Source organism: Butyrivibrio sp. AD3002, from assembly GCF_000420905.1.
In the GTDB taxonomy this organism is placed as follows: domain Bacteria; phylum Bacillota; class Clostridia; order Lachnospirales; family Lachnospiraceae; genus Butyrivibrio.
This window is the reverse complement of the sequence record NZ_ATVV01000015.1, coordinates 43,721-64,095: the sequence shown is the minus strand read 5'-3', so window position 1 is coordinate 64,095 and position 20,375 is coordinate 43,721. Positions and strand designations below refer to the sequence as shown.

The 20,375-nt window shown below is 41.4% G+C and carries 25 protein-coding genes; 2 read left to right on the top strand and 23 right to left on the bottom strand.

Going from position 1 to position 20,375, the window contains the following annotated elements; all coding sequences use genetic code 11:
- Positions 1–13: 13 nt before the first annotated feature.
- The 6 genes from G596_RS0111645 to G596_RS0111620 are packed head-to-tail and all read right to left on the bottom strand — an operon-like array spanning position 14 to position 5,611.
- Complete coding sequence (locus G596_RS0111645) at positions 14–775, bottom strand: class I SAM-dependent methyltransferase (RefSeq protein WP_022762020.1); 762 nt, start codon at positions 773–775, stop codon at positions 14–16.
- A 38-nt stretch (positions 776–813) separates the two neighbouring features.
- On the bottom strand, positions 814–1,554 hold the full coding sequence (locus tag G596_RS0111640) for an ABC transporter ATP-binding protein (RefSeq protein ID WP_022762019.1): 741 nt from the start codon (positions 1,552–1,554) through the stop codon (positions 814–816).
- 1 nt (position 1,555) lies between these two features.
- Positions 1,556–2,278, bottom strand: a complete 723-nt coding sequence (locus G596_RS0111635; protein ID WP_022762018.1) for an ATP-binding cassette domain-containing protein — start codon at positions 2,276–2,278, stop codon at positions 1,556–1,558.
- A gap of 3 nt (positions 2,279–2,281) precedes the next feature.
- Entirely contained in the window at positions 2,282–3,100 is an 819-nt protein-coding gene (locus G596_RS0111630; protein WP_022762017.1) for an ABC transporter permease, read from the bottom strand.
- The gene (locus G596_RS0111625; protein ID WP_022762016.1) at positions 3,100–4,023 is read right to left on the bottom strand and encodes an ABC transporter permease; all 924 of its coding nucleotides are present in this window, start codon (positions 4,021–4,023) and stop codon (positions 3,100–3,102) included. Before G596_RS0111625 ends, G596_RS0111630 begins: the two co-directional genes overlap by 1 nt.
- Positions 4,016–5,611 (bottom strand): ABC transporter substrate-binding protein, encoded by a 1,596-nt coding sequence (locus tag G596_RS0111620; protein ID WP_022762015.1) that lies wholly within the window; start codon positions 5,609–5,611, stop codon positions 4,016–4,018. Before G596_RS0111620 ends, G596_RS0111625 begins: the two co-directional genes overlap by 8 nt.
- Positions 5,612–5,791: 180 nt before the next feature.
- Between G596_RS0111620 and G596_RS0111615 the strand changes: the two genes are divergently transcribed.
- On the top strand, positions 5,792–6,979 hold the full coding sequence (locus tag G596_RS0111615) for a cation:proton antiporter (protein ID WP_022762014.1): 1,188 nt from the start codon (positions 5,792–5,794) through the stop codon (positions 6,977–6,979).
- Between the two features lie 308 nt (positions 6,980–7,287).
- Here G596_RS0111615 and G596_RS0111605 read toward each other — a convergent pair whose 3' ends face one another.
- The 10 genes from G596_RS0111605 to G596_RS0111560 all read right to left on the bottom strand — a co-directional run bounded on the left by G596_RS0111605 (position 7,288) and on the right by G596_RS0111560 (position 13,975).
- A complete protein-coding gene (locus tag G596_RS0111605; protein WP_022762012.1) occupies positions 7,288–8,211 on the bottom strand; it encodes a radical SAM mobile pair protein B in 924 nt (307 codons plus the stop codon).
- Positions 8,187–8,885 (bottom strand): radical SAM mobile pair protein A, encoded by a 699-nt coding sequence (locus tag G596_RS0111600; protein WP_022762011.1) that lies wholly within the window; start codon positions 8,883–8,885, stop codon positions 8,187–8,189. Before G596_RS0111600 ends, G596_RS0111605 begins: the two co-directional genes overlap by 25 nt.
- Entirely contained in the window at positions 8,882–9,319 is a 438-nt protein-coding gene (locus G596_RS0111595; protein ID WP_022762010.1) for a radical SAM mobile pair system MarR family transcriptional regulator, read from the bottom strand. Before G596_RS0111595 ends, G596_RS0111600 begins: the two co-directional genes overlap by 4 nt.
- 134 nt (positions 9,320–9,453) lie before the next feature.
- Positions 9,454–9,798 (bottom strand): hypothetical protein, encoded by a 345-nt coding sequence (locus tag G596_RS21920; RefSeq protein WP_022762009.1) that lies wholly within the window; start codon positions 9,796–9,798, stop codon positions 9,454–9,456.
- A gap of 60 nt (positions 9,799–9,858) precedes the next feature.
- Positions 9,859–10,500, bottom strand: a complete 642-nt coding sequence (locus G596_RS0111585; RefSeq protein WP_022762008.1) for a YoaK family protein — start codon at positions 10,498–10,500, stop codon at positions 9,859–9,861.
- A gap of 54 nt (positions 10,501–10,554) precedes the next feature.
- Positions 10,555–10,839 carry a metal-sensing transcriptional repressor gene (locus tag G596_RS0111580; protein ID WP_022762007.1) on the bottom strand — a complete coding sequence of 95 codons (285 nt, stop codon included), beginning with the start codon at positions 10,837–10,839 and terminating at the stop codon, positions 10,555–10,557.
- Positions 10,840–10,892: 53 nt separating this feature from the next.
- Positions 10,893–11,255 carry a heavy-metal-associated domain-containing protein gene (locus G596_RS0111575; protein WP_022762006.1) on the bottom strand — a complete coding sequence of 121 codons (363 nt, stop codon included), beginning with the start codon at positions 11,253–11,255 and terminating at the stop codon, positions 10,893–10,895.
- A 35-nt stretch (positions 11,256–11,290) separates the two neighbouring features.
- Positions 11,291–12,058, bottom strand: coding sequence for an HD domain-containing protein (locus G596_RS0111570; RefSeq protein WP_022762005.1), 768 nt, complete (start codon positions 12,056–12,058; stop codon positions 11,291–11,293).
- Between the two features lie 44 nt (positions 12,059–12,102).
- Complete coding sequence (gene deoC / locus G596_RS0111565) at positions 12,103–12,753, bottom strand: deoxyribose-phosphate aldolase (RefSeq protein WP_022762004.1); 651 nt, start codon at positions 12,751–12,753, stop codon at positions 12,103–12,105.
- Positions 12,754–12,937: 184 nt separating this feature from the next.
- A complete protein-coding gene (locus G596_RS0111560; protein WP_022762003.1) occupies positions 12,938–13,975 on the bottom strand; it encodes a YeiH family protein in 1,038 nt (345 codons plus the stop codon).
- 127 nt (positions 13,976–14,102) lie between these two features.
- Here G596_RS0111560 and G596_RS0111555 point away from each other — a divergent pair, with 127 nt between their 5' ends.
- Positions 14,103–14,996 (top strand): LysR family transcriptional regulator, encoded by an 894-nt coding sequence (locus G596_RS0111555; protein ID WP_022762002.1) that lies wholly within the window; start codon positions 14,103–14,105, stop codon positions 14,994–14,996.
- An 876-nt stretch (positions 14,997–15,872) separates the two neighbouring features.
- Here G596_RS0111555 and G596_RS0111540 read toward each other — a convergent pair.
- From G596_RS0111540 to G596_RS0111510, 7 genes are all read right to left on the bottom strand, one after another.
- A complete protein-coding gene (locus G596_RS0111540; protein ID WP_022761999.1) occupies positions 15,873–17,111 on the bottom strand; it encodes a site-specific integrase in 1,239 nt (412 codons plus the stop codon).
- A 129-nt stretch (positions 17,112–17,240) separates the two neighbouring features.
- Positions 17,241–17,444: a DUF6462 family protein gene (locus G596_RS0111535; RefSeq protein WP_022761998.1), complete on the bottom strand. Its 204-nt coding sequence runs from the start codon at positions 17,442–17,444 to the stop codon at positions 17,241–17,243.
- Between the two features lie 14 nt (positions 17,445–17,458).
- Positions 17,459–18,013, bottom strand: a complete 555-nt coding sequence (locus G596_RS0111530) for a hypothetical protein (RefSeq protein ID WP_022761997.1) — start codon at positions 18,011–18,013, stop codon at positions 17,459–17,461.
- A 159-nt stretch (positions 18,014–18,172) separates the two neighbouring features.
- Complete coding sequence (locus G596_RS21915; RefSeq protein ID WP_022761996.1) at positions 18,173–18,532, bottom strand: helix-turn-helix domain-containing protein; 360 nt, start codon at positions 18,530–18,532, stop codon at positions 18,173–18,175.
- Between the two features lie 368 nt (positions 18,533–18,900).
- Entirely contained in the window at positions 18,901–19,113 is a 213-nt protein-coding gene (locus G596_RS0111520; protein WP_022761995.1) for a hypothetical protein, read from the bottom strand.
- A gap of 150 nt (positions 19,114–19,263) precedes the next feature.
- A complete protein-coding gene (locus G596_RS0111515; RefSeq protein ID WP_022761994.1) occupies positions 19,264–19,878 on the bottom strand; it encodes a hypothetical protein in 615 nt (204 codons plus the stop codon).
- A 70-nt stretch (positions 19,879–19,948) separates the two neighbouring features.
- The gene (locus G596_RS0111510; RefSeq protein ID WP_022761993.1) at positions 19,949–20,311 is read right to left on the bottom strand and encodes a hypothetical protein; all 363 of its coding nucleotides are present in this window, start codon (positions 20,309–20,311) and stop codon (positions 19,949–19,951) included.
- Positions 20,312–20,375: the final 64 nt, after the last annotated feature.

The window sequence follows — 20,375 nt, the reverse complement described above, 5'->3', positions numbered from 1 at the left end:
TCCATTCATATTATTAGACTATTGCTTTCTGAGCCTTTACCAGAAACATCCTGTCAGGCATATAAAACTGGTCTTTCTCGCTATAGAGTCTATCTCCTGCCCCAAGATCAGTAACTATATTTTCATAACCGATTTTTTCAAGCGCAGCTTTGTCCCACTCCGGTCTGTCCAAAGTGCTGATAGATAACATGTGGTAAATATCATGGCACTCCTCTACCATGGCGTCGGTCACATTTTTGTGGGCAAGGTTCTGCATCTGATCATAGTGATGAAATCCCTTTGCATACTCCGCATCATACACAAGCAGCATTCCTCCCGGCTTTAACACTCTGTGCCACTCCATGTAGGCTTCCACCGGATGCGGAAGTGTCCATACAAGATTTCTATTTATCACCAGATCAAAAGAGCTATCGTCAAAATCCAGCTTCTCGGCGTCCATAACCATAAGGCGCGCCTTTGCTCCATGGCGTGAAAGCAGCTCTTTTCCCTTCTCTATCATCTCAGGCGTAAGATCCACGCCCGTCACCTCAAACCCGAAATCCGACAACACCATTTCAAAAAAACCGGCTCCGCATCCAACATCCAGAACAGACAGCTTATCATCAGCTGAAAAGTGTCTTAAAAACTCCGCCTGCCACAGCTGTTTTTTCCTGCTGTGTATCTCCTCGTGTTTGTGCTCACTAAAGCTCTCCGCTCTCTTGGACCAGTAGGTCACAACTTTATCTTTGATATCTTCAGCTTCCTCCTCAAAAGGAATCTGCATAAGTTTAGTCATATTACTACGTATACCCCAATTATCTTTCTAAAAGTTTGTTACTCAATAAGATTATCAAGCAGTTCTTTTGTGTACTCATGTTGCGGATTTCCAAGGACTCTGCCGGTCTCACCCTCTTCCACACACTCGCCGTTTTTCATTACCATTATCCTGTCGCACAGCATGCTCACCAGAGCAATGTCGTGGGAGACAAATATGATCGACACCCCTTCTTTTTCCCTCAGCTGCTGCAAAAGAGCTACTACCTGGGCCTGAGTTGTAACATCCAGAGCACTTGTTGCCTCGTCGCACAAAAGAATCCCTGCATCAGAACACAGTGCCCTTGCAATTGACATTCGCTGGCACTGTCCTCCGGACATGCTTCCTGCCTTTTTCTCCAAAAGACTCTCATCAAGCCCAACAGCCTCAAGGATTCGTGACAGTTTTTCATGGCCACAGCCCTTTGTAGCTTCCACAACGGCTTTTTTCATCTTCATTCTTGGGTCAAAAGACATCTGGGCATCCTGAAATATCATCTGCAGAAAAGTTCCGGCAAAGGCCGGCGACTTACCTGTATACTCTGTTCCCTTATAATAAAGATTTCCACTATCAGGCTTTTCCAGACAGCTGACGTGACGAAGAAGAGTACTCTTTCCGCTTCCGCTCTCGCCTACGATTCCAAGGATCTCTCCATTTTTCAGGAAGAAACTCACATCCTTTAAGGCCTGTAATTTTTTGCCTTTATCAACGTAACTTTTATTTAGATTTTTTCCTTCTAAAATTATATCTGAATCCGGCATATCAGCTCACCTTCAGTCTTGGTACGGCCTTCAAGAGATTCTTTGTGTAATCGTTTTGCGGATTCTCCAGGATCTCTTTTGCAGGGCCATACTCAAGCATCCTGCCATTTTTCATGATTCCAATGTAATCAGCCATTTTAGATGCAATACCCAAATGGTGGGTAACCATCAGAATAGTAGTGCCCTTTAGTTTGTTGATCTCAAGAAGCTGCTCCACAACCATCCCTGCAGTTTTAACATCCAGGGCGCTTGTAACTTCATCGCACAATAAAATCCCCGGTTCCAGGAGCATTGTTGTGGCAATGGCCATACGCTGGTTCATGCCTCCTGAAAGCTCATAAGGCCTTGATGCAAGCGCTCTTTTAGCATCATTAAGTCCCAGGATCCGGAGCGTCTTCTCAACTTCATCTATTTTAAAATCAATGTTATTGCTCTTTAGCGCCTCCATGATCTGTGCCTTGTAAGTCCTTATGGGATTAAAAGATCCCCCAGGATTCTGAGGCACAACGCCAAGCAAAATGTCTTTTGGGGTCTCTATACTGCCGTTTGTTACAGTCACACCTCCAAAGCCATGAATAGCCTTCAGAAGCGTAGATTTACCGCTTCCGCTCTCGCCGACGATGCAGACTCTTTTACCTGCTTCCACCTCAAAAGAGATATCATTTATAACATTCTCATCGCCATAGCCGGCAGAGAGATTGCTTATCCTAAGTATTGTATCCATGCATTAGTCCTCATCTCTGTATTCCATGACGCAGTCCCCAAGATAGTTAAATACTATGATGGTGACTATGGTGGCAATTGCCGGATACAGCACAGCCCAAGGTGCAATCTGTATATACGCCCTGGATTCATTGATCATTGATCCCCACTCAGCAGTGGGTGGCACAACTCCAAGCCCCAAAAAGGACAGGCCCGAGATACCTATCATTGTGGTTCCTATCTGCGTAAGGGCATTTGTAAGAAGTGGTGCTATTATATTGGGAAGTATGTGGGCCATCATTATAGCCGGCCCACTCTTTCCCGCCAGTTTTGCAGCCTGCACGTAGGGGCAATTCTTTATGGCAAAAGTATGACTCCGTGCAAGTCTGGCAAACCCGGTCCACATAGTTATTCCCAGCGCGATCATGGCGCTTGAAAGTCCTCCTCCAAGAATGCCCGCAACCGCGATGGCTACTACCATCTGAGGAAATGCCAGCATAATATCGGCAATCCTCATCATAATTTCATCCAATATTCCGCCATAATATCCGCTAAGTACTCCGATAAAGCTTCCAAGGATGAAAGAAATCGCAACCAATATAAATGTAGCTGCTATAGTTGTCCTTGCTCCATATAAAACTCTTGAAAACACGCATCTTCCCAGGTTGTCTGTTCCAAACAGAAATTCCCCGGACGGAGCTGACCTTATGGCTGATGCGCTTGTAGCATATGGGTCGTTTGGTGCAATAACGCTTGCGAAAAGAGCTATAAGCACCAAAAGAAGTGCAACACCTGCAGATACAATTACTTTTATTCTGTTAATCTTTTTCCGTTTATGGTTCATTAAAAAGACCTCGGATCCAAAAGCCTGTAGGTAATATCAACTATCAGATTTATAACAACATAGATTGTTCCCATAATAAGCACAAAGCCCATGATCACAGGGTAGTCCCTGGCTGTTATGGAATCCATCACAAGTTTGCCGATACCCGGCCATCTGAAAATATTCTCAATAACAACGCTGCCTCCCATCAGGGTTCCGATCTGAAGACCGATTATCGTAAGTATGTGTCCAAGACTGTTTCTAAGGACGTTGTTGATTAGAATAAATCTGCCCTTTACCTTTCTGGACTTCATCCCCACAACATACTCTTCCCCAAGCTGATCCAAGAGCTCGCTCCTTATCTGTCTTGTAAACCTTCCCGCCATGGGTATTGCCAGAGAAAGTGCAGGCAGCATAAGTCCTTTGATGCTTCCATCTGCAATTACAGGAAAGACCTTGATATGTATGCAAAACAGATACATCAAAAGTACTGATATCAGGAAATTCGGAAGAGAATTACCTATAAATGAAAAGAGCCTGACGATATGGTCTACCAATTTTCCCTTTTTGACCGCTGACCATATTCCCAGTGGAAAAGAGATTATAAGCGCCAAAAGCAGACTGGTTAAAGCCAGCCCACATGTGTTCTTAAGCCCTTTTATCAGTTTTGGCGCAACGGGAAGATCATCCTTAAAGGAAACACCAAAATCTCCTCTAAGAACATTCGAAAGCCACTCCGCGTACCTAACGATAAAGGGGCGGAGGAGGCCAAGCCTCTCCCGCTCCGCTTGCAGTATTTCTTTTGTGACCACCACACCCTGGGAGGTGAGTCTCTTTTCCGCAGGATCACCGGGAGCCAGATACATTATGCCAAACACAAGAAAGCTCAGCACTAAAAGTATCATGACAAGTCCCAGAATCCTTTTAAGTATTTGTTTAGCCATTAATGTCAGTCTCTGCGTCTACTCCATAGAAATCGAAAGGAACATACTCAGCAAATCCGCTTACGCCCTTACGAAGAACTGTAGTGTTATTGAAAAGTCCAACATATCCAAATGCATTGTCATCTATAGCAATCTGAACGATCTTGTTGGCAAGCTCTGCTCTCTTTGCAGTATCTGTCTCAATTCTGAGCTGCTCAATCATGCTCTGGCATTCAGCACTCTCAAATCCACCTACATTGTAGTAAGCTCCGTCTGCAAGAGTTGAGTCGATGAAGTAAAGAGGATCACCTGACTTATCAGCGATCATGCAGTAAAGAGCAAGATCAAAGTCAGCGTTTGCAATGTAAGTAGCATCCGGATCTTCCTCAACTCTAAGTGTTGAATCAATACCAACAGCCTTAAGCTGCTCCTGGATCAGGATTGCAAGAGTATCAAGAGATCTTGCTGCATAGTATGCAATGCTGATGCTGAGCTTATTACCATCCTTCTCGTAGATGCCGTCAGCCCCAAGTGTATAACCATCGGCCTCCAAAAGCTCTTTTGCCTTGGCAGTATCTACTGCAGGAACATTTACCTTACCATAAGCAGCTGATGTTGAGAATGGTCCGACTGCTGCAGATACTGTACCTGAAAGGTACTCTGCAATCTTGTCCTTATCAACAGTGAGATTGATTGCTTCTCTCACAGAATCATCAAGTGTATTCTCATTGAGAATGTAGAACTGGAGACGTGCACCGGGAATTGAAACTACATCGTACAGATCAGGGCTCTGGTTATAGACCTCAAGAGCTGCTGATGAAACGCTGTTGTAGCAGTCGATCTCGCCGCTCTGCATAGCAAGGAGCTTGGGATCATCCTCCTGCATGTAGTAGAATACAGCGCCGTCAAGCTTAACATTTCCGCCCCAGTAGTTTTCGTTCTTTGCTACTGTAACATCTCCCTCAGGGATAAACTCTGTAACAACAAACGGGCCTGTGCATACAGGTGCGTTGTCAAAATCTGTTGTTGCATCAAGATCGATCATTCCGCACTCAGGGCTTGCAAGGTCGTTCTTAAGAGTAGGGTAAACTTCCTTAGTATCGATAACGATTGTCTTGTCATCTGTAGCAGTCATTTCAAAATCGCCGAGATAAGCAAATCTGCTGTTCTCTGCAGCAAGACGCTGAAGGTTTCTGATTACCATATCAGCTGTCAGAGGGTTTCCGTTCGAGAACTGAACTCCATCATTAAGTGTAACAGTCCATGTGCTGCCATCTGCAACTGCGTCCTTAGCAAGGCATGGAACAGCACTCATGGTCTCGTCGAGCTTAAACAGTGCCTCTGAAACTCCATAAATTGATGTGTACCATCCGTAGTACTCCTTATGTACATCAAGACTTGGATAAGCAAAAGATGCTGCAGTGTGAAGAATCTTCTCACCTGTAGCTGCAGACTGACTTTCGTCAGTTGTCTGATTCTCAGATGTTGCTGCCTGTGTATCAGCAGGTGTCTGCGTTTCTGTTGTCTGTGTGTCTGCACCTGAACCACAAGCTACCATTGATAATGCCATGGTTGCAGCAAGTAGTGCCGCTAAAAACTTTTTCTTCATAATATAGTATCCTCCATTGTGCCTGAATTACCTCACACAATGGAAAGGATAGCATTGTGAAATCCGCTCCACAAGCCCCCTGGGGGGTTATTACTACGTTGGTTATAGTTTTTTAACTTGATTTTGAGACGAAAAAGCATCATACTCATTTCTTAGCGTTATTAACAAGGAGGTATATATATGGATACAATTCAAATACTCAGAGATCTTTTTATCATAATCGTCATGGCAAAGTTATTCGGACTGATAGCCAGAAGACTTCATGCGCCACAGGTTGCCGGTGAGATCATCGCAGGTCTTCTCATAGGTCCAACACTGCTTAATCTTGTTAATCCCAGTGATTTCCTGTCGGGCATGGCCGAAATCGGTGTGATTCTTCTGATGTTCAGCGCCGGACTGGAAACAGATATCGACAAACTCAAAAAATCCGGCCTGAAGGCAACAATCCTTGCATGCACAGGTGTTGGAGTTCCGCTTGTTCTTGGAACGCTCCTGTACATGGCCTTCTATGGCTTTGCAGCTCCCGGATCAACCGAGTTCATAAAAGCACTCTTTATAGGAACTATTCTTACAGCTACTTCCGTGAGCATAACAGTTCAGGTTCTAAAGGAACTTGGAAAGATTTCCACAGAAGTGGGAACAACAATCATGAGCGCCGCAATCATCGATGACGTAATAGGAATCGTGGTTCTTACAGCTGTTCTTGGTCTGAAAGATCCAAATGCCAATCTTGCAGCTGTTTGCTTAAAGACCGTAGCCTTCTTTGCGCTTTCGGTTGTTGTGGGAATTATCATCTTTAAGATAATGTCAAAAGCAGAAGCGAAATGGCCTCATACCAGAAGAATCCCGATCATGGGTCTGGCACTTGCCTTTGCAATGTCTTATGTTGCCGATAAGTACTTTGGAGTAGCTGATATCACCGGTGCCTATGTTGCAGGTATTATTCTCAGCTCTCTGGACAACTCCGAGTATATAGACAGAAAGATGGACATAAATTCATATATGTTATTCGGCCCCGTATTCTTTGCAAGTGTAGGCCTTCAGACAAACCTAAGGTCTGTCGACATGACAATCCTTGCATTCTCGGCAGCATTTGTTGTCGTTGGACTCCTCGGAAAGGTTGTAGGCTGTGGCATCGTTGCAAAGCTCCTTAAGTACAACACCTCTGACTCGTTAAAGATTGGTGTGGGTATGATGACCAGAGGCGAAGTTGCACTTATCGTAGCTCAAAGAGGTTTAAAAGCTGATATCGTTGACAGCAGATACTTTACCGCAGTAATCCTGTTGATAATATTAAGCTCAATTCTGACACCTATAATATTGAAGGCTATATATGCCTCAGATGACAAAGCTAATTCTCCTGCCTGAGTTAATCGACTGTAGAACTGATATTGTACTAAAATAAAAAGGTCCGCTTTCTATTAAGAAAACGGGCCGTTTAATTTCAGTTTTAACAAGCAATGCTAAAAGCATCCCCACACATCATATCTTTTATCATACTGGCAAATATCTACATCCATATCAGCAATCTCATCAGCATACAGCCGAATAAGATCACTAAGGGTCCTACGAAAAGCCATATTACTTGTCCTTACCTTCAATCCAATGATTTACCAAATGCAAAATGGTATTTATTGTAATGCTATCGAATCTTTAAATTCCGGTTTATTCTTCCATCAAGGATTATGTATTACATTTCTCTTTCCACTATTGGCAGTTCCTCTTACTTCTTCGTGGTAAAAGTAATCTACGATTGTTGGATGTCCTTTCTCTACTCTCTCATACGGAGTTTCATTATCAACAAACCTGCAATCATACTTTTTAGCCAGCTCTTCTGCTTTCTTTTCCAGCGCTTCAAAATAGCTGCGGTTCTTTTTGTTATAAATTTCGTCATACAGCGGCACCAGATCCGGATGTTTATCGGAAATGTATTTCATGATATCTGCCTTAAAACCTCCGCGAAGATTCAGATTCTCAAGCCATACAAGGTCACACTGATCTTTTGTCCTGTCTATGATTGCTTCTATATCCGTAATCCCCGGGAAAACGGGTGAAATGAAGCAAATTGTACGAATGCCTGCCGCATATACCTCTTTCATTGCGGCAAGCCTTCTTTCTATGCTTACTGCCGCATCCATATCATCTTTAAACTCTTCATCGAGAGTATTGATTGACCATGATACTGTAAGTCTGCTATGTTCATTGATATCTTTTAGCAGATCCAGATCTCTTAGTACAAGGTCTGACTTTGTGCAGATAAGTATGTCCGCACCACTGTCCTTTAGTTCTTCCAGAAGTCTTCTTGTATTTTTATATGTTTCCTCTAGCGGATTATAACCATCCGTAACTGTTCCAATGATCACCTTCTGGCCGGCATACTTCTTTGGATTCTTTATTTCAGGCCAGTCTTTCACATCCATGAAGGTTCCCCATTCCTCCGTATGCCCTGTAAAGCGTTTCATAAAAGATGCGTAGCAGTATTTACAGGCATGGGGACACCCCACATAGGGATTCACCGAATATCCTCCAATAGGAGTATTCGATTTTGTCATTACACTTTTTGTTTCTATATGATTTACTTTGATTTCTGGTTGTTCCATATTCTCTGTTCCTCCAGCACTTTGTTAAAAGCATCCGGCATTTCCTGTATCATTTCTTCTCCCATAATCGGAACAAGATCTTCTTTCCAGAATACAGGAATGTTCAGTTCATGAGCCTGTTCTGTCAATGAATAAGCCCACCCGGGATCTGTTTTAACAGTCCTGCTCTTTGCACCTGTCATGGTTCCCACCACAATCCAGTCAATACCTGTAAGATCAACCTTACCCGGATCATCGAACAAAGGCTCAAAGGTAACATGATATTTTTTTGCCTTCACATTGCTCCGCAGTGCATCAATACGCCATAACTCAGACTTTCTCGTAACTGTAACGCCAAACCATGCATTATCAAGATCTGTTTCAAAAGACAGAAGATCCGGTCGTTTGGTAAGAAAAAGAAACTGGTGCTGAGGATTCTCTGCTATCTTTTTAAAGACTTCCTCTCTCCATTCCTCATGCCAGCCCGAGAGATCGCTCATGCCGGTCAGCAGAAAATTCTGCGGCTTTTTCTTTTCCATCATACGAAGCTTTCCTTGAAAAAACTGTGGCTTTTCAAAATCATCTATGATGTGATAACGCCTCGTATTGTTTCTGGCATAGCAGTACGGACATCCAACAGTGCACCCTATAACAAGATTCATGTTCTGAATCTGATCTTTAATACAGATACTCATTTGTCACTCCATTCCTCAAGGTTTACCCTGATGCGGTTAAGATACTCTTCAAACTGAAGAATCTCTTTATCCGTAAAATCACGATAATAAATACTCCCCATCTCATTGGATACGGAGTCATAAGCTTCTTTAAGTTCTTTGGCTTTATCTGTGAGGAACAGAAGAGTTTTTCTCTTATCAGCTTCATCAGTTTTGCGGCTTATCAGTCCGTTTTTTTCCATCCGCTCAAGCATGGTCGTAAGTGAAGTAATTGCAAGTCCGCTTTTCTCGGAAATAATTTTAATAGGAACACCATCTTCCTGCCATAAGACATAAAGAATCCTTCCCTGAGCTCCGTTAAATGCATCAATGTTTTTTTCTGCCAGTATCCTTTCAAATATACGATCACCCAGCTGTTTTATTTTTGTAACAAGAAATCCACCATTTGTCTTCATAATTAAATACTCCTATATCGTAGTTTTATACTACGATATAGGAGTATTTTTGTCAAGCACACATATCATAACTTCGGATTTTATGTTCTATCATTCATCTCGAAAAACCTGAATCTGATAACGTGTTCCATCTGCTATAGTCTTCTACCAAACTCCCTAATTTCATCAAGTTTTTCCTTTATTACACCTACATTTAACTTTTCAGACACAAAACCATGTTCAATCATTTCTTTTCTTCTTTCGAGAATAGAATTTTGCTCTCCAACAGAAGTAATCACCCCGATATCTTCTACCCCCATGATTTTTGTTGTGATTTTATGGATTTCCATAATACCTTCATAAATCCCATCGATTCTGCTACTTAGAAGCATGGCGCACTTTTTAAGTTTTTCCGGCTTACCCATTGCGTAAATTCTACTTATTGCTGATTGTAATGGGCCACTAATGTTGTTGAAGAACATTGGAGATGCAAGACTCATTACCTCCGCCTGCTCTAAAGATTGAATCCCGGTGTGATCTTCGCCTGTCCCGTCGGCTCCTCATTCTTTTACCATCATATTGATAACTATAAGCAGTATGACTACCGAAATCCATATGGTTTTTATCCCAATGATTCCGGATATTACTCCGCCAAATCCTGCTCCTATAGCAAATATCAGAATGATTCCAAAGAAGTGAAATGATTTGTACAAAGATTGTTTGTTTTTGTCTCTAAGGTATTTAGAAAGGCTCTCTGTTCCACTTCTCAGATTTCCAATGCACATGGTACTTGCATATCCATATCCATGTACTTTTCTAAATGTTTGCACCTGCATGGCACATGAAAATGACACAATCATATTTGCTATCATATTCATATCCATGGGGAGAAGTCCGACAATGCTAAGCGCAATCATTTCAATTATTATGATAATCTGTCTCCAGTGGATTTTTTCAGCACATTTATACTCGTTTTCAATTCTCTCTGCTATAAAAATCCCAGCAGCAAACGAAAAAAGCGGACACATATAGTGTAACCCCTGCATAAAATTACCCTGCATCAGGTTCTGACTCATTAAAACAACATTGCCGGTCTGTGCATTGGCAAAGACTTTATCCCTCATATTATATGTATACGCATCCTGTAATCCTCCTGAAAAGGATAATAATGCACTTAATCGAAAACTCTCAGATGTCTGCATATTTCTCCTACATATTTTATTATCGCGGAATAGTTACTCATGAATGTAATTCTTTTATTTCATGAGTTTACGGATCGTCTTCAATAATTCGTCCACGATTTCTTCATCGTCATTTTTTATGCCGTCCGTAACGCATCCTTTCAGGTGATATCCAAGAAGTTCCTGATTAAAGCCGTCTATTGCTGAGGCTGCAGACATGGACTGTTGAAGGATGTCGTTGCAATATACGTCATCCTCGATCATTTTTTCCAGGCCACGTATCTGCCCTTCCAGACGTTTCAACCGGTTGGTCAGAGCCTTTTTCTGTGCTGCTGTTCTGACTGTCTTTTTATGTGCCATAAGTAATCTCCCTATTATTCATATGTTGACTAATAGTATCATATCCCGGCTATTTATTGTACAGAAACAACCTTATAGCCAAGATCTTCTATCTCCTTTATCAAGGTGTCATCCTCTACCTCTTTTTCGTACTTCACAACAGCTTGCTTCTTTTTGAGGTTCAGTTTTGCAGATACGCCATCAATTCTGTTGATAGCACGCTTAACACGATTGGTGCAGTTTTCACAGTGCATCCCGTCAATCATGAACACCTTAGTTTTGATTACAGTTCCTGAAAGCTTTTTATCCGGTTCTTTTACACTGGAACTGCCTCCGCCACAGCATCCACCTTCGCCTTTAAAGTGTTTTATAGAACCTCTTAGCGCAACAAGCAGGATAACAACAAGTATAGCAATGATAATGATATTAGAAGCCATTTCTTCACCTCTCTATTTCTCTTTACAACTATTGTTTAAGCGCATTCCAAGTAGTTAATTATCTTTTCCCTTATAAACTGCATCTTTTTAACTGTATCCGGATTATTGCTCTTAAATCCGAGCAGTCTGTATATATATCCCTGACTTTTGACCTGCCTGATACTCTCAGGGAATACAAGTCCATATACAAAAGAAATATGCCCAAGGATATAATCGATTCCGGTTTTCGAGTATGTTCTGTCTATATTTCCGGATCCCATAATGTCTTCATAAACTTCATCAGTTATGTACGAATCCGTAAAGGCTTTTTCCGGCAGATCGTAAATCTCTGTTCGCGGTGTCTCGCAATTAACACGTATAATGTCAATCTTATCTGCATCACGCAAAATTTCACAGAACATCCGCTCCCTGTCCGTCTGACCATCAGGAAGAATATATACATTGTGGTAACGGATGACTTTTTCCATCATTTCTCTGTCCATCTTTCTATCCGGATCAAACCTGTCTATCAGCTGTTCGTCCTTAAATAGCAGGTCTGCAGACAGTTCCGCGTGATTAACTGATATTCGATCCTGAAATGTATGATACCTTCTAAGCTGCTCAAAACGGCCTATATCATGAAGTATTCCTGACAGCCACGCGAATTCGCAGTCCTCCTCCGGAAGCAGAAGGCTTCTGGCGATTATTTCGCATAAATCAGCTACGCGATACGTATGATCTATCTTCAGCTTTACTTTCACATCTTCCGGATTATATTGATCCGTATATTTTTTAAACTCAGTCAAAATATTATTTCTGTCCATATGTACTGATTATTCCATTTCCAGTGTTTTATAGTTTTTCTAAATCACATACTTTTAGCAATCTTTACCAGCCTGCTTGTGCCAAGTCTGTGTGCTCCAAGTTCAATAAATTTCTCAGCATCTTCAATTGATGCAATACCGCCTGATGCCTTGATCTTGATATTTGGACCACAGTGTTTTGCAAAGAGTTCTATATCTTCAAAGGTTGCACCGCCTGTTGAGAAACCTGTTGAAGTCTTGATATAGTCTGCCTTTGACTGCGTAACAATCTCACACATCTTGATCTTCTCCTCTTCTGTAAGAAGGCAGCACTCAATGATAACCTTCATGGTATGGTCGCCACAGGCTTCTTTGAGTTCATTGATCTCATCAAGAACAAACTTATAATTCTTAGCTTTCAGCTCCCCTATGTTTATAACAATGTCGATCTCTGTTGCTCCGTTTGCAAGCGCATCCTTTGTCTCAAAAACCTTGGATGCAGTTGTTGTATTTCCATTCGGGAATCCGATTACTGTTGTTATAGGCATATCAGGGCCCATATACTCACGGGCTTTCTTCACATAATATGGAGGAATGCATACGGAAGCCGTATGGTACTTCATACCATCGTCGCATATCTCTTTTATCTCATCCCATGTGCTTCCCTGAGCAAGCAGTGTGTGATCAACCATCTTTAATATTTCTTCAAGTTTCATTCGAGTATCCTCCATTCTTCGACCTAAGGGTGGTACCGCTTGCGGTGGATTCCTTAGGTCCATCCAAAAATTTCATAGTCTTTTTGGTTCATAATTTGACAATAAATACGGGACGACAAAATAGTCCCCCCTACCATTTGCAATATATACTAGGGGGGAGTATTTGTCAACGCCTATTTTTCTTTTACCATATTCCCATTACATGCTGCATCAAAAGGCTGACAACTGTTATTCCGATCCAGCAACAGCCGCCAAGCAAAATCGGCTTCCCACCTGATTTAATTAGTTTGATTATGTTACTGTTCAAGCCAATAGCAGCCATGGCCATTATTATAAAGAACTTGCTAAGTTCCTTAAGTGGCTTAAAAACATAAGAAGGGACACCTGCTCTCAAGCAAATAGTTGTGATAATTGAAGCAATCACAAAGAAGACTATGAACATCGGAAATGCTCTTCTAAAGCTAAAGCCATTTGTCGAACTTCCATCCTTTTTTGCTTCCCTTGCCCTCAGATACGCAAGTACCAGTGTAATAGGTATGATAGCCAGTGTTCTTGTAAGCTTGACCGTAACTGCCTTATCAAGAGTCTGATTCCCCAGGTTCCACATACTATCCCAGGTTGATGCAGCTGCGGTGACGGAAGAAGTATCATTAACTGCAGTTCCCGCAAAAATACCGAAAGCCTCTCCTGTTGTGATATCAAAACCTATAAGCTTTCCCAGCGAAGGAAAAAGAAGTGCTGCCAACACGTTAAAGAAAAATATCACAGAAATTGCCTGTGCCACTTCATCATCATCCGCATCAATGACAGGAGCCGTAGCTGCTATTGCTGAGCCGCCGCATATTGATGAGCCAACTCCGATAAGAGTAGCTGTGTTTCCTTTGATATTCATAACCTTATGAAGAATCCATGATAGGATAAGCGATGTTGAAATCGTGCAGATAATTATAGGAAGTGACTGTTTCCCGGTCTGAAGAACGACCGAAAGATTCATACCAAATCCAAGGAGGACAACAGCCTCCTGCAGAATTATCTTTGATGTAAACTTTATTCCATCAGCCGCCTTCCCCTTGTCATTCCAGAACAGGGCTATTATCATGCCCAGAATGATTGCAATCACCGCTCCGCCAACGACAGGGAAGCGCTTTCCCAGGAGCCATGAAGGAACTGCAATAGTGAAGCATACTATTACTCCCATGTAATTCTTTTTCAAAAAATCCATCTCAAGACCTCTCTCTCTTTTTAATCTGTTCTTTCGCAGGTCTTATTCTATTCTGTCTTTTGAAAAAGATAAAATTATATATTATTATATATCCATAAACATTTCTTATCGTTAGGGAGGACTGATTATGCTGGATTTCAGGATAGATACCTTTCTATGTGTTTGCAGGCACCTCAATTTCACCAAGGCGTCTAAGGAGCTGAATATTACTCAGCCCGCTGTTTCTCAGCACATACATCATCTTGAAAATGAATACGGGACAAAGCTGTTTACTCAGGATGGAAAAAAACTTTTTCTAACTGATAACGGAAAACTCCTGTATAAAAAAATGAATCAGATAAAAAATGATGATGAAAGTCTCAAAGAAATACTTTCAAAGAATAACCATGGCTTAAAAGACATCTCTTTTGGTGTCACCATGACCATAGGAGAATACATAATTGCTGATCCGATCAGTGATTACATAAAAAATCACCCGGATACTAATCTTAAGATTACATTTGGCAACACATCGGAGCTTCTTAAAAAACTCTCCGACGGTGTTATAGATTTTGCACTTGTAGAAGGATATTTCCCTGAAAATGATTATGAAACGCTGCTTTTTAGCAAAGAAGAGTTCGTTCCTGTCTGTTCGGCAAAGCACTCTTTCAATCAGAAGCCACGCGTGATAAAAGATCTCTTTCCCGAGCGAATTCTTATAAGAGAACCCGGTTCAGGAACGCGCAATATATTGGAAAGAGCTCTTGCCCTGAACAATTACTCCACAAGTGATTTTAGGAATTTTACCCAGGTGGAGAACATGCATGCCATAATAAGCCTTATTGAAAAAGATTGTGGCATCACCTTTTTATATAAAGCAGCGGTTGCATCAGGACTGCAGTCCGGATATCTGAAAACAATCCCCCTTGACGACTTTAGGGTAAAACATGATTTTACCTTCATCTGGCCCAAAGATACTGTTTTCAGTGAAGAGATCCGTGCAATATGTGAGGAAATACAACCTATAACTCATTCTGCATGAAGTTCATGTTCTTTTTCATAAAGCTTGTTATCCTGCCGTCTCATGAAAATCATCCGGGACAGAAAAAGAATCAAGCTACTTCCTACAAAAATCTGAATCGGATATGTGATAGAGCCTCGCTCCCTGGGCGTAGGTGCAGTAGCGATGTTTCTTACCTTCCAGATACTTTTCCAGATCAACTGGCGGTGGGGATTTTGAACGATTCATCTGTAACCTCCGTTTTTTGGTGTTACAGGATGTGATTTAAGAAAAAAGAATTGAGATTTTTAGAAATAAAAAAACCACATTTCTTCTTTTTGATAGAGAGAAATGTGGATTAGAATTAAGCTTCTTTGGATTCAAAAAGATATGAACCGCTTATTCCTCGAGACATTTGCCCCGGGATAAAGACTTTTCTCAAAATCTTTATCCCGTTCAAGTCGTTTTTGGACCATTTTTCGGACTTTTTTATGTCTACATATTCATCCATGGAAGCCCTGTTTCATGCTGGCAATCTGTACGTACTCATCCACTGACATACTATGATGTCCAATGGAATCGTTGTAAATCCAATGCATTTTTGGATTCAGCGGGTTCTCCACGGAGAAACGTGGTAAATACGCGAAGCTGTGTGTCATTTGCTTGATTTTAGTGTCGGGATCGCTTTACGCATTTCCCCTACCTCATCCGATTTCGGTCTTATACATACCCTCTAATCAGATGCCTGTCCCCGTCAAAGTCCTACGATAGTACTCCTTTTGGATAGCTTTTGATGTCAGAATACTGTCATTTCGATTTTCTTGCTGTCAAATGATACTGTCTTAGAATTCTCATAAAAAATGAGTCATTCTTTCCAATATCTTTTCTGCGAGAATTGTTTCTTCTATATTATACTCATTAAAACAAATCCGCAAGAGCCTCCGAAAGCATTTCAAATACTTCCTTATTCTTATCACCGGTTGCCTCAGCGTAGACATCCATCGTAGTCTCTATAGACTTGTGACCCATGATATATTGGATGACCTTGAGGTTGGTGCATGCACGACAGAGACGCGTTGCAAATGTGTGTCTCAGAACGTGACATGAAAAATGCGGAAGCAATACAGGATCTCTGCCTTCCTTGGAAGCCTGAAGATCTTCCTCATAATTATAGTAATCGAGGATTCTCTTTATCGCGCGGTTCACTGAACCCTGTCCGAGCACATCACCAAACTTGTTAAGGAAAACAAATCCTGTCATCCCATCAACAACCGGCTGCTCGACTCCTTCATATTTCTGCTCATCCTTTGCCATCGCCAGAGCTTCACTTACCACATCAAGCATCGGAATAATTCTTATTCCACTCTCAGTCTTTGGAAGGTGAATTCTGAAAGAAAACTTTCCAGTCTCTTCGTCTTTATAGTAAACCAGCGAATGATTTATTGAGATTGTCTTTCCCTCAAAATCTACATCTTCCCAACGAAGTCCAAGTATTTCTCCAATTCTTCCGCCTGTCCCAAGAAGCACTGTAAACAACGGCCACCAATGACAAAATATCGGATGGTTAGCTATATATCCCATGAATGACTTCTGCTGTTCTTCTGTAAGAGCGTGCCTGGATCCTCTGTGCTTATCAGTAAGCTTGGTCACTTCAGCAACAACACCATCAGAAGGATTATTTCTCAGAATGTCATCTCGTACTGCAAGCTGAAATGTAGGATGCAAAACACTGTGAACTGAATCAAGTGTACCGATAGCCAGCTTCCTTTCAGTTACAAGATGAAGGTAAAACTGAAGTACATCTGAATACTTAATCTCTGCAATCCTTTTCATACCAAAGGTATCTCGCACAAAATGATCATAGGTGTATATATAACCGCTTTTGGTTGTACCGCGTAAGTTACACTTCAATGAAATGTAACGATCGAATGTTGAATTAAGTGTTGCCTGAGCTCTTGCTATAGTATCCAGTCCATCAAGCTGATCTCTCAAAAGGAGTGCTTCCTTCTTCCTAAGCCCGGGCAGATCTTGATCATAAATAAACTTTCTTCTACCCAATGGATCAGTGTAACTGTACACATATCGCCCATCACTCTTTCTGACGAACTCACCTGTTTTCAACATTCGTCCCCTGCTGTCTTTTCTACTACTTGCCATGTTATCTCCTTTACGTAGAACACGACATGCTTAGAACTGCAAGGAATCATCCTCTTTTATTATGAAGGATTATTCTGTCCCCATCAATAATATTCTAATCATGCCGTGTCTTATTCATTTTTCATATTCTTATTTCACATACTGAAAGCTTTCAATGTACTCACTGAAAATCTTTCTGTTTATGAGAACCATTGATCTCACTTTTCTTTTGGCTCCACATTCCTCCGCCAACTTGTCTATCGTGTCGTCACCTATCTGGAAAAAATAGGAAGCATCTTCCCTTCTGATATATTCCGGTAACCCTTCATATTTTTGTCTCTTTGGTGTTGCCATATTTCATATCCTCCTTATGCGCACATCGCTTCATCTTCTATGAAATTAAGTGCTCTGTTTCTTAGCTCTGACCTAAACCTACAAATTCTGGCCCTTAAAGCATTTGTTGTAATGTTTGCGGTGTCAGCCAGCTCATCATTTTTCATCTCACCATTGAGATATCTGTGAAAAAGATTGTCCTCATCCTTGATTCCCTTGAGCTGCGATCTGACAATGCTGTAATCATCTTTCATGAGTTGGAGCGTCTCAATGGCATGTCGGTACGTGGCGCAGTGCTTAGTTCCTTTCGCTGCCAGCTTCCAATCACCATTTTTGATTCCCATACTCACATCTGCATTAGCTGTAGCAGTGTCTCCGGTAATATCACAGATGTTTGAAGTCTGTACTCTCACTCCAAGATCATCACGCTTTCTTCTGAGCTCTTGCTGCTCTCTGCGGATCTTCACATACAGACATTCTTCTTCGCCTTCGATCATCTGCTCAAAGACTGAATAGTTGTCCATAATAAAATCCACCCTCTTCGCTGCAGATTTCTTGCTGTAAGTCATAACAACGTTCTCTTTTGCCATCGTCCCCCTCCTTTGAAATGATGCTTGTTGAATATTCATATTGTCTTAAGACTCTTAAATCATAAGCCCGGGAACCTGCACCTCACCAGCAATTTGCTGTATACTCGGTATCGTATTTGTATACCGAAAAACACTCTCACCCTTATAACCAAACTCCTGCTATTTTCTAAGCATGGTCAAGGCTCGCATTTGTTCCCTTGCGACTCTTTTTATTTCCGGATCAGCAAGGCTCTCATATAGCTCAATCATTTCTGAATTTCCAAGAACATCATTTAGCTGTTTCCAGTCAATAAGTGATTCTGGTTTTCCCTTTAATATCCAATCCGTCGTAACCTTAAACTTATCCGAATACATCACAATCACTTCAACCGGTATAGCCCTCATGTTTCTTTCATAGGCAGATACTACTGTCTTATTTGACAGATAGAATTCCGCTGCAAGCTCCTTCTGTCCTATACCAGCATCCTCTCTCAACTTCCTGAGTCTTCCTCCAATCGTTTCCATTTCCTTTGTTTTCATATCTCTCCTTTTCCGGAGTCTGAAAACGGAAAACTCCACCTGCCCAGTGCTGTATGTTTTGGCAACAAAAAGAGAAGCCTGCAAAACGTTAATGAAAACAGACCATAAATAAATATGGTTTCATTTTCCGTTTTGCAGACTTCCCCTGCGTAATTTCAGCATCCAAGCACTAGGCAAACTCTTGGAGCATGCATGGGCAGGTCAGTCAAATCCCTGAAGGGGATGCTGTTTTGCACTCAAATGCAATGCTCCTCAAAGTATTTAATTTTATTTATCTCCCCTCAAATAAGAAAACTGTGTAACGAATGTACTATATTAATATAGATCAAACCCCAACTTTATCATTCGCTAAACCGCATCTAGGCATGTCAGTTTGCCGGCCAGCGAAGGATTGCCCTGTGTCTTCCCACAAGCTTCTTATCCTCGATCACGACAACTTTTTCATCGTTGATGATAACCCTGTAAAGACGCCCGCACTCAGGACATCTCATCCATCCATCAGTGACATAGCCCTCATGCATCGGCACCCCGTCGTAGGTACAACAAGCCACACGCAAAGTCTGTGCAGTTTCCTTATTCAATTGTAAATCTCCTCCTTCATAAATGATTTTTCTATTTTGTTCCCAAAAACAAAATCATTGTAACACCAGATCATAAATCCGTGGTTCGGACGGAGTTCGGTAATTGCGCAACTTCTTTGCGAATTCCATAACAATTCAGAAAACTTATGATTAAAGTTCCTCTATAGGAACAAGTTTAGTCAAATCATCATATCCTTTAGGAATATCTTTCCATGGAATCCTTCCCTTATCCATATCCTCGATCTGACGCTTTTTGCAATAGATCCACATCTGCATTCCAAATACAATAATGGCAATATCTCTCTTGGCATAATATTCCGTTTTTCCAATCCCGATCATGTCGTAAATCACATTGTTCGGACGGTATTCCTCATCAAAATATGTAAGCTCCAGAATACGCTTGTATACGTAACCATGATCCTTCCATCTGAAGTCCTTTACCCTATCAAGGATCTTATCAATCTGCGGCTTGAACCAGGCAAGTTCAATAAGATTGTCTATCAGCTCCGAATGAACTTTCATGGATTCCTCAACAGATTTCTCAAAGGCATACAAAAATGTATCACGGCATCCAAGTTTGCTTTCTTTAGTCTGTCCGTCTGTCATCTTCTTATGGGGAGTATTGTTGGCACCCTGAAATTTTTCACGATAGCCATTGCACAGCATCCCGCATATGGCCAGAACCCTGTCCTCTGAATGCCCCTCATCTCTGCACATCCTTGCTGCAGCCCTATAGTCCTCTGATTTCCTGCTTGTCTTACACATTTAATTCCACCTCCACATAAATGAAAAAATAACAAAACCGGATCACATTAAAACTAATATGTCCGGTTTCTTACTTCTTATTTATGCTATTTATCTCATTTTCATAACATTGGTTCAGCATTTCATCTATCAGCTTTTGTCTTTCAGGACTGAGACACTGGAACTTCCTTCGTCTCTCTATCTCAACGGGATCCAGCGCAACTAACTCCGAATCATCCTTCCTCAAAACCTCTGACAGCTCATATCCAAGGGCATGTGCTATCTCCTCAGCTGTGTCATACTTAGGGCATGACTTCCACTTTTTTCCTAAAAAGTTTGTTATTGTCTTTCTGTTTAGATTTGTATTCTCTACCAGAAAACCAATATTCAAGTCTCTTTCATCCAATATTTCTATGAAAAAGTCAACGGTCTCAACAATATTGCGATCTGCCATTTATTTAACCCTCCATAAAAAAGTTTAGCAATACACAAGACCCCAATCCATGAGATTACAATCT

What these genes read in the sequence shown, in the direction of transcription:
- G596_RS0111645 (WP_022762020.1), bottom strand. Translation starts at nt 775, where the DNA reads ATGACTAAACTTATGCAGATTCCTTTTGAGGAGGAAGCTGAAGATATC.
- G596_RS0111640 (WP_022762019.1), bottom strand. Translation starts at nt 1,554, where the DNA reads ATGCCGGATTCAGATATAATTTTAGAAGGAAAAAATCTAAATAAAAGT.
- G596_RS0111635 (WP_022762018.1), bottom strand. Translation starts at nt 2,278, where the DNA reads ATGGATACAATACTTAGGATAAGCAATCTCTCTGCCGGCTATGGCGAT.
- G596_RS0111630 (WP_022762017.1), bottom strand. Translation starts at nt 3,100, where the DNA reads ATGAACCATAAACGGAAAAAGATTAACAGAATAAAAGTAATTGTATCT.
- G596_RS0111625 (WP_022762016.1), bottom strand. Translation starts at nt 4,023, where the DNA reads ATGGCTAAACAAATACTTAAAAGGATTCTGGGACTTGTCATGATACTT.
- G596_RS0111620 (WP_022762015.1), bottom strand. Translation starts at nt 5,611, where the DNA reads ATGAAGAAAAAGTTTTTAGCGGCACTACTTGCTGCAACCATGGCATTA.
- G596_RS0111615 (WP_022762014.1), top strand. Translation starts at nt 5,792, where the DNA reads ATGGATACAATTCAAATACTCAGAGATCTTTTTATCATAATCGTCATG.
- G596_RS0111605 (WP_022762012.1), bottom strand. Translation starts at nt 8,211, where the DNA reads ATGGAACAACCAGAAATCAAAGTAAATCATATAGAAACAAAAAGTGTA.
- G596_RS0111600 (WP_022762011.1), bottom strand. Translation starts at nt 8,885, where the DNA reads ATGAGTATCTGTATTAAAGATCAGATTCAGAACATGAATCTTGTTATA.
- G596_RS0111595 (WP_022762010.1), bottom strand. Translation starts at nt 9,319, where the DNA reads ATGAAGACAAATGGTGGATTTCTTGTTACAAAAATAAAACAGCTGGGT.
- G596_RS21920 (WP_022762009.1), bottom strand. Translation starts at nt 9,798, where the DNA reads ATGAGTCTTGCATCTCCAATGTTCTTCAACAACATTAGTGGCCCATTA.
- G596_RS0111585 (WP_022762008.1), bottom strand. Translation starts at nt 10,500, where the DNA reads ATGCAGACATCTGAGAGTTTTCGATTAAGTGCATTATTATCCTTTTCA.
- G596_RS0111580 (WP_022762007.1), bottom strand. Translation starts at nt 10,839, where the DNA reads ATGGCACATAAAAAGACAGTCAGAACAGCAGCACAGAAAAAGGCTCTG.
- G596_RS0111575 (WP_022762006.1), bottom strand. Translation starts at nt 11,255, where the DNA reads ATGGCTTCTAATATCATTATCATTGCTATACTTGTTGTTATCCTGCTT.
- G596_RS0111570 (WP_022762005.1), bottom strand. Translation starts at nt 12,058, where the DNA reads ATGGACAGAAATAATATTTTGACTGAGTTTAAAAAATATACGGATCAA.
- deoC (WP_022762004.1), bottom strand. Translation starts at nt 12,753, where the DNA reads ATGAAACTTGAAGAAATATTAAAGATGGTTGATCACACACTGCTTGCT.
- G596_RS0111560 (WP_022762003.1), bottom strand. Translation starts at nt 13,975, where the DNA reads ATGGATTTTTTGAAAAAGAATTACATGGGAGTAATAGTATGCTTCACT.
- G596_RS0111555 (WP_022762002.1), top strand. Translation starts at nt 14,103, where the DNA reads ATGCTGGATTTCAGGATAGATACCTTTCTATGTGTTTGCAGGCACCTC.
- G596_RS0111540 (WP_022761999.1), bottom strand. Translation starts at nt 17,111, where the DNA reads ATGGCAAGTAGTAGAAAAGACAGCAGGGGACGAATGTTGAAAACAGGT.
- G596_RS0111535 (WP_022761998.1), bottom strand. Translation starts at nt 17,444, where the DNA reads ATGGCAACACCAAAGAGACAAAAATATGAAGGGTTACCGGAATATATC.
- G596_RS0111530 (WP_022761997.1), bottom strand. Translation starts at nt 18,013, where the DNA reads ATGGCAAAAGAGAACGTTGTTATGACTTACAGCAAGAAATCTGCAGCG.
- G596_RS21915 (WP_022761996.1), bottom strand. Translation starts at nt 18,532, where the DNA reads ATGAAAACAAAGGAAATGGAAACGATTGGAGGAAGACTCAGGAAGTTG.
- G596_RS0111515 (WP_022761994.1), bottom strand. Translation starts at nt 19,878, where the DNA reads ATGTGTAAGACAAGCAGGAAATCAGAGGACTATAGGGCTGCAGCAAGG.
- G596_RS0111510 (WP_022761993.1), bottom strand. Translation starts at nt 20,311, where the DNA reads ATGGCAGATCGCAATATTGTTGAGACCGTTGACTTTTTCATAGAAATA.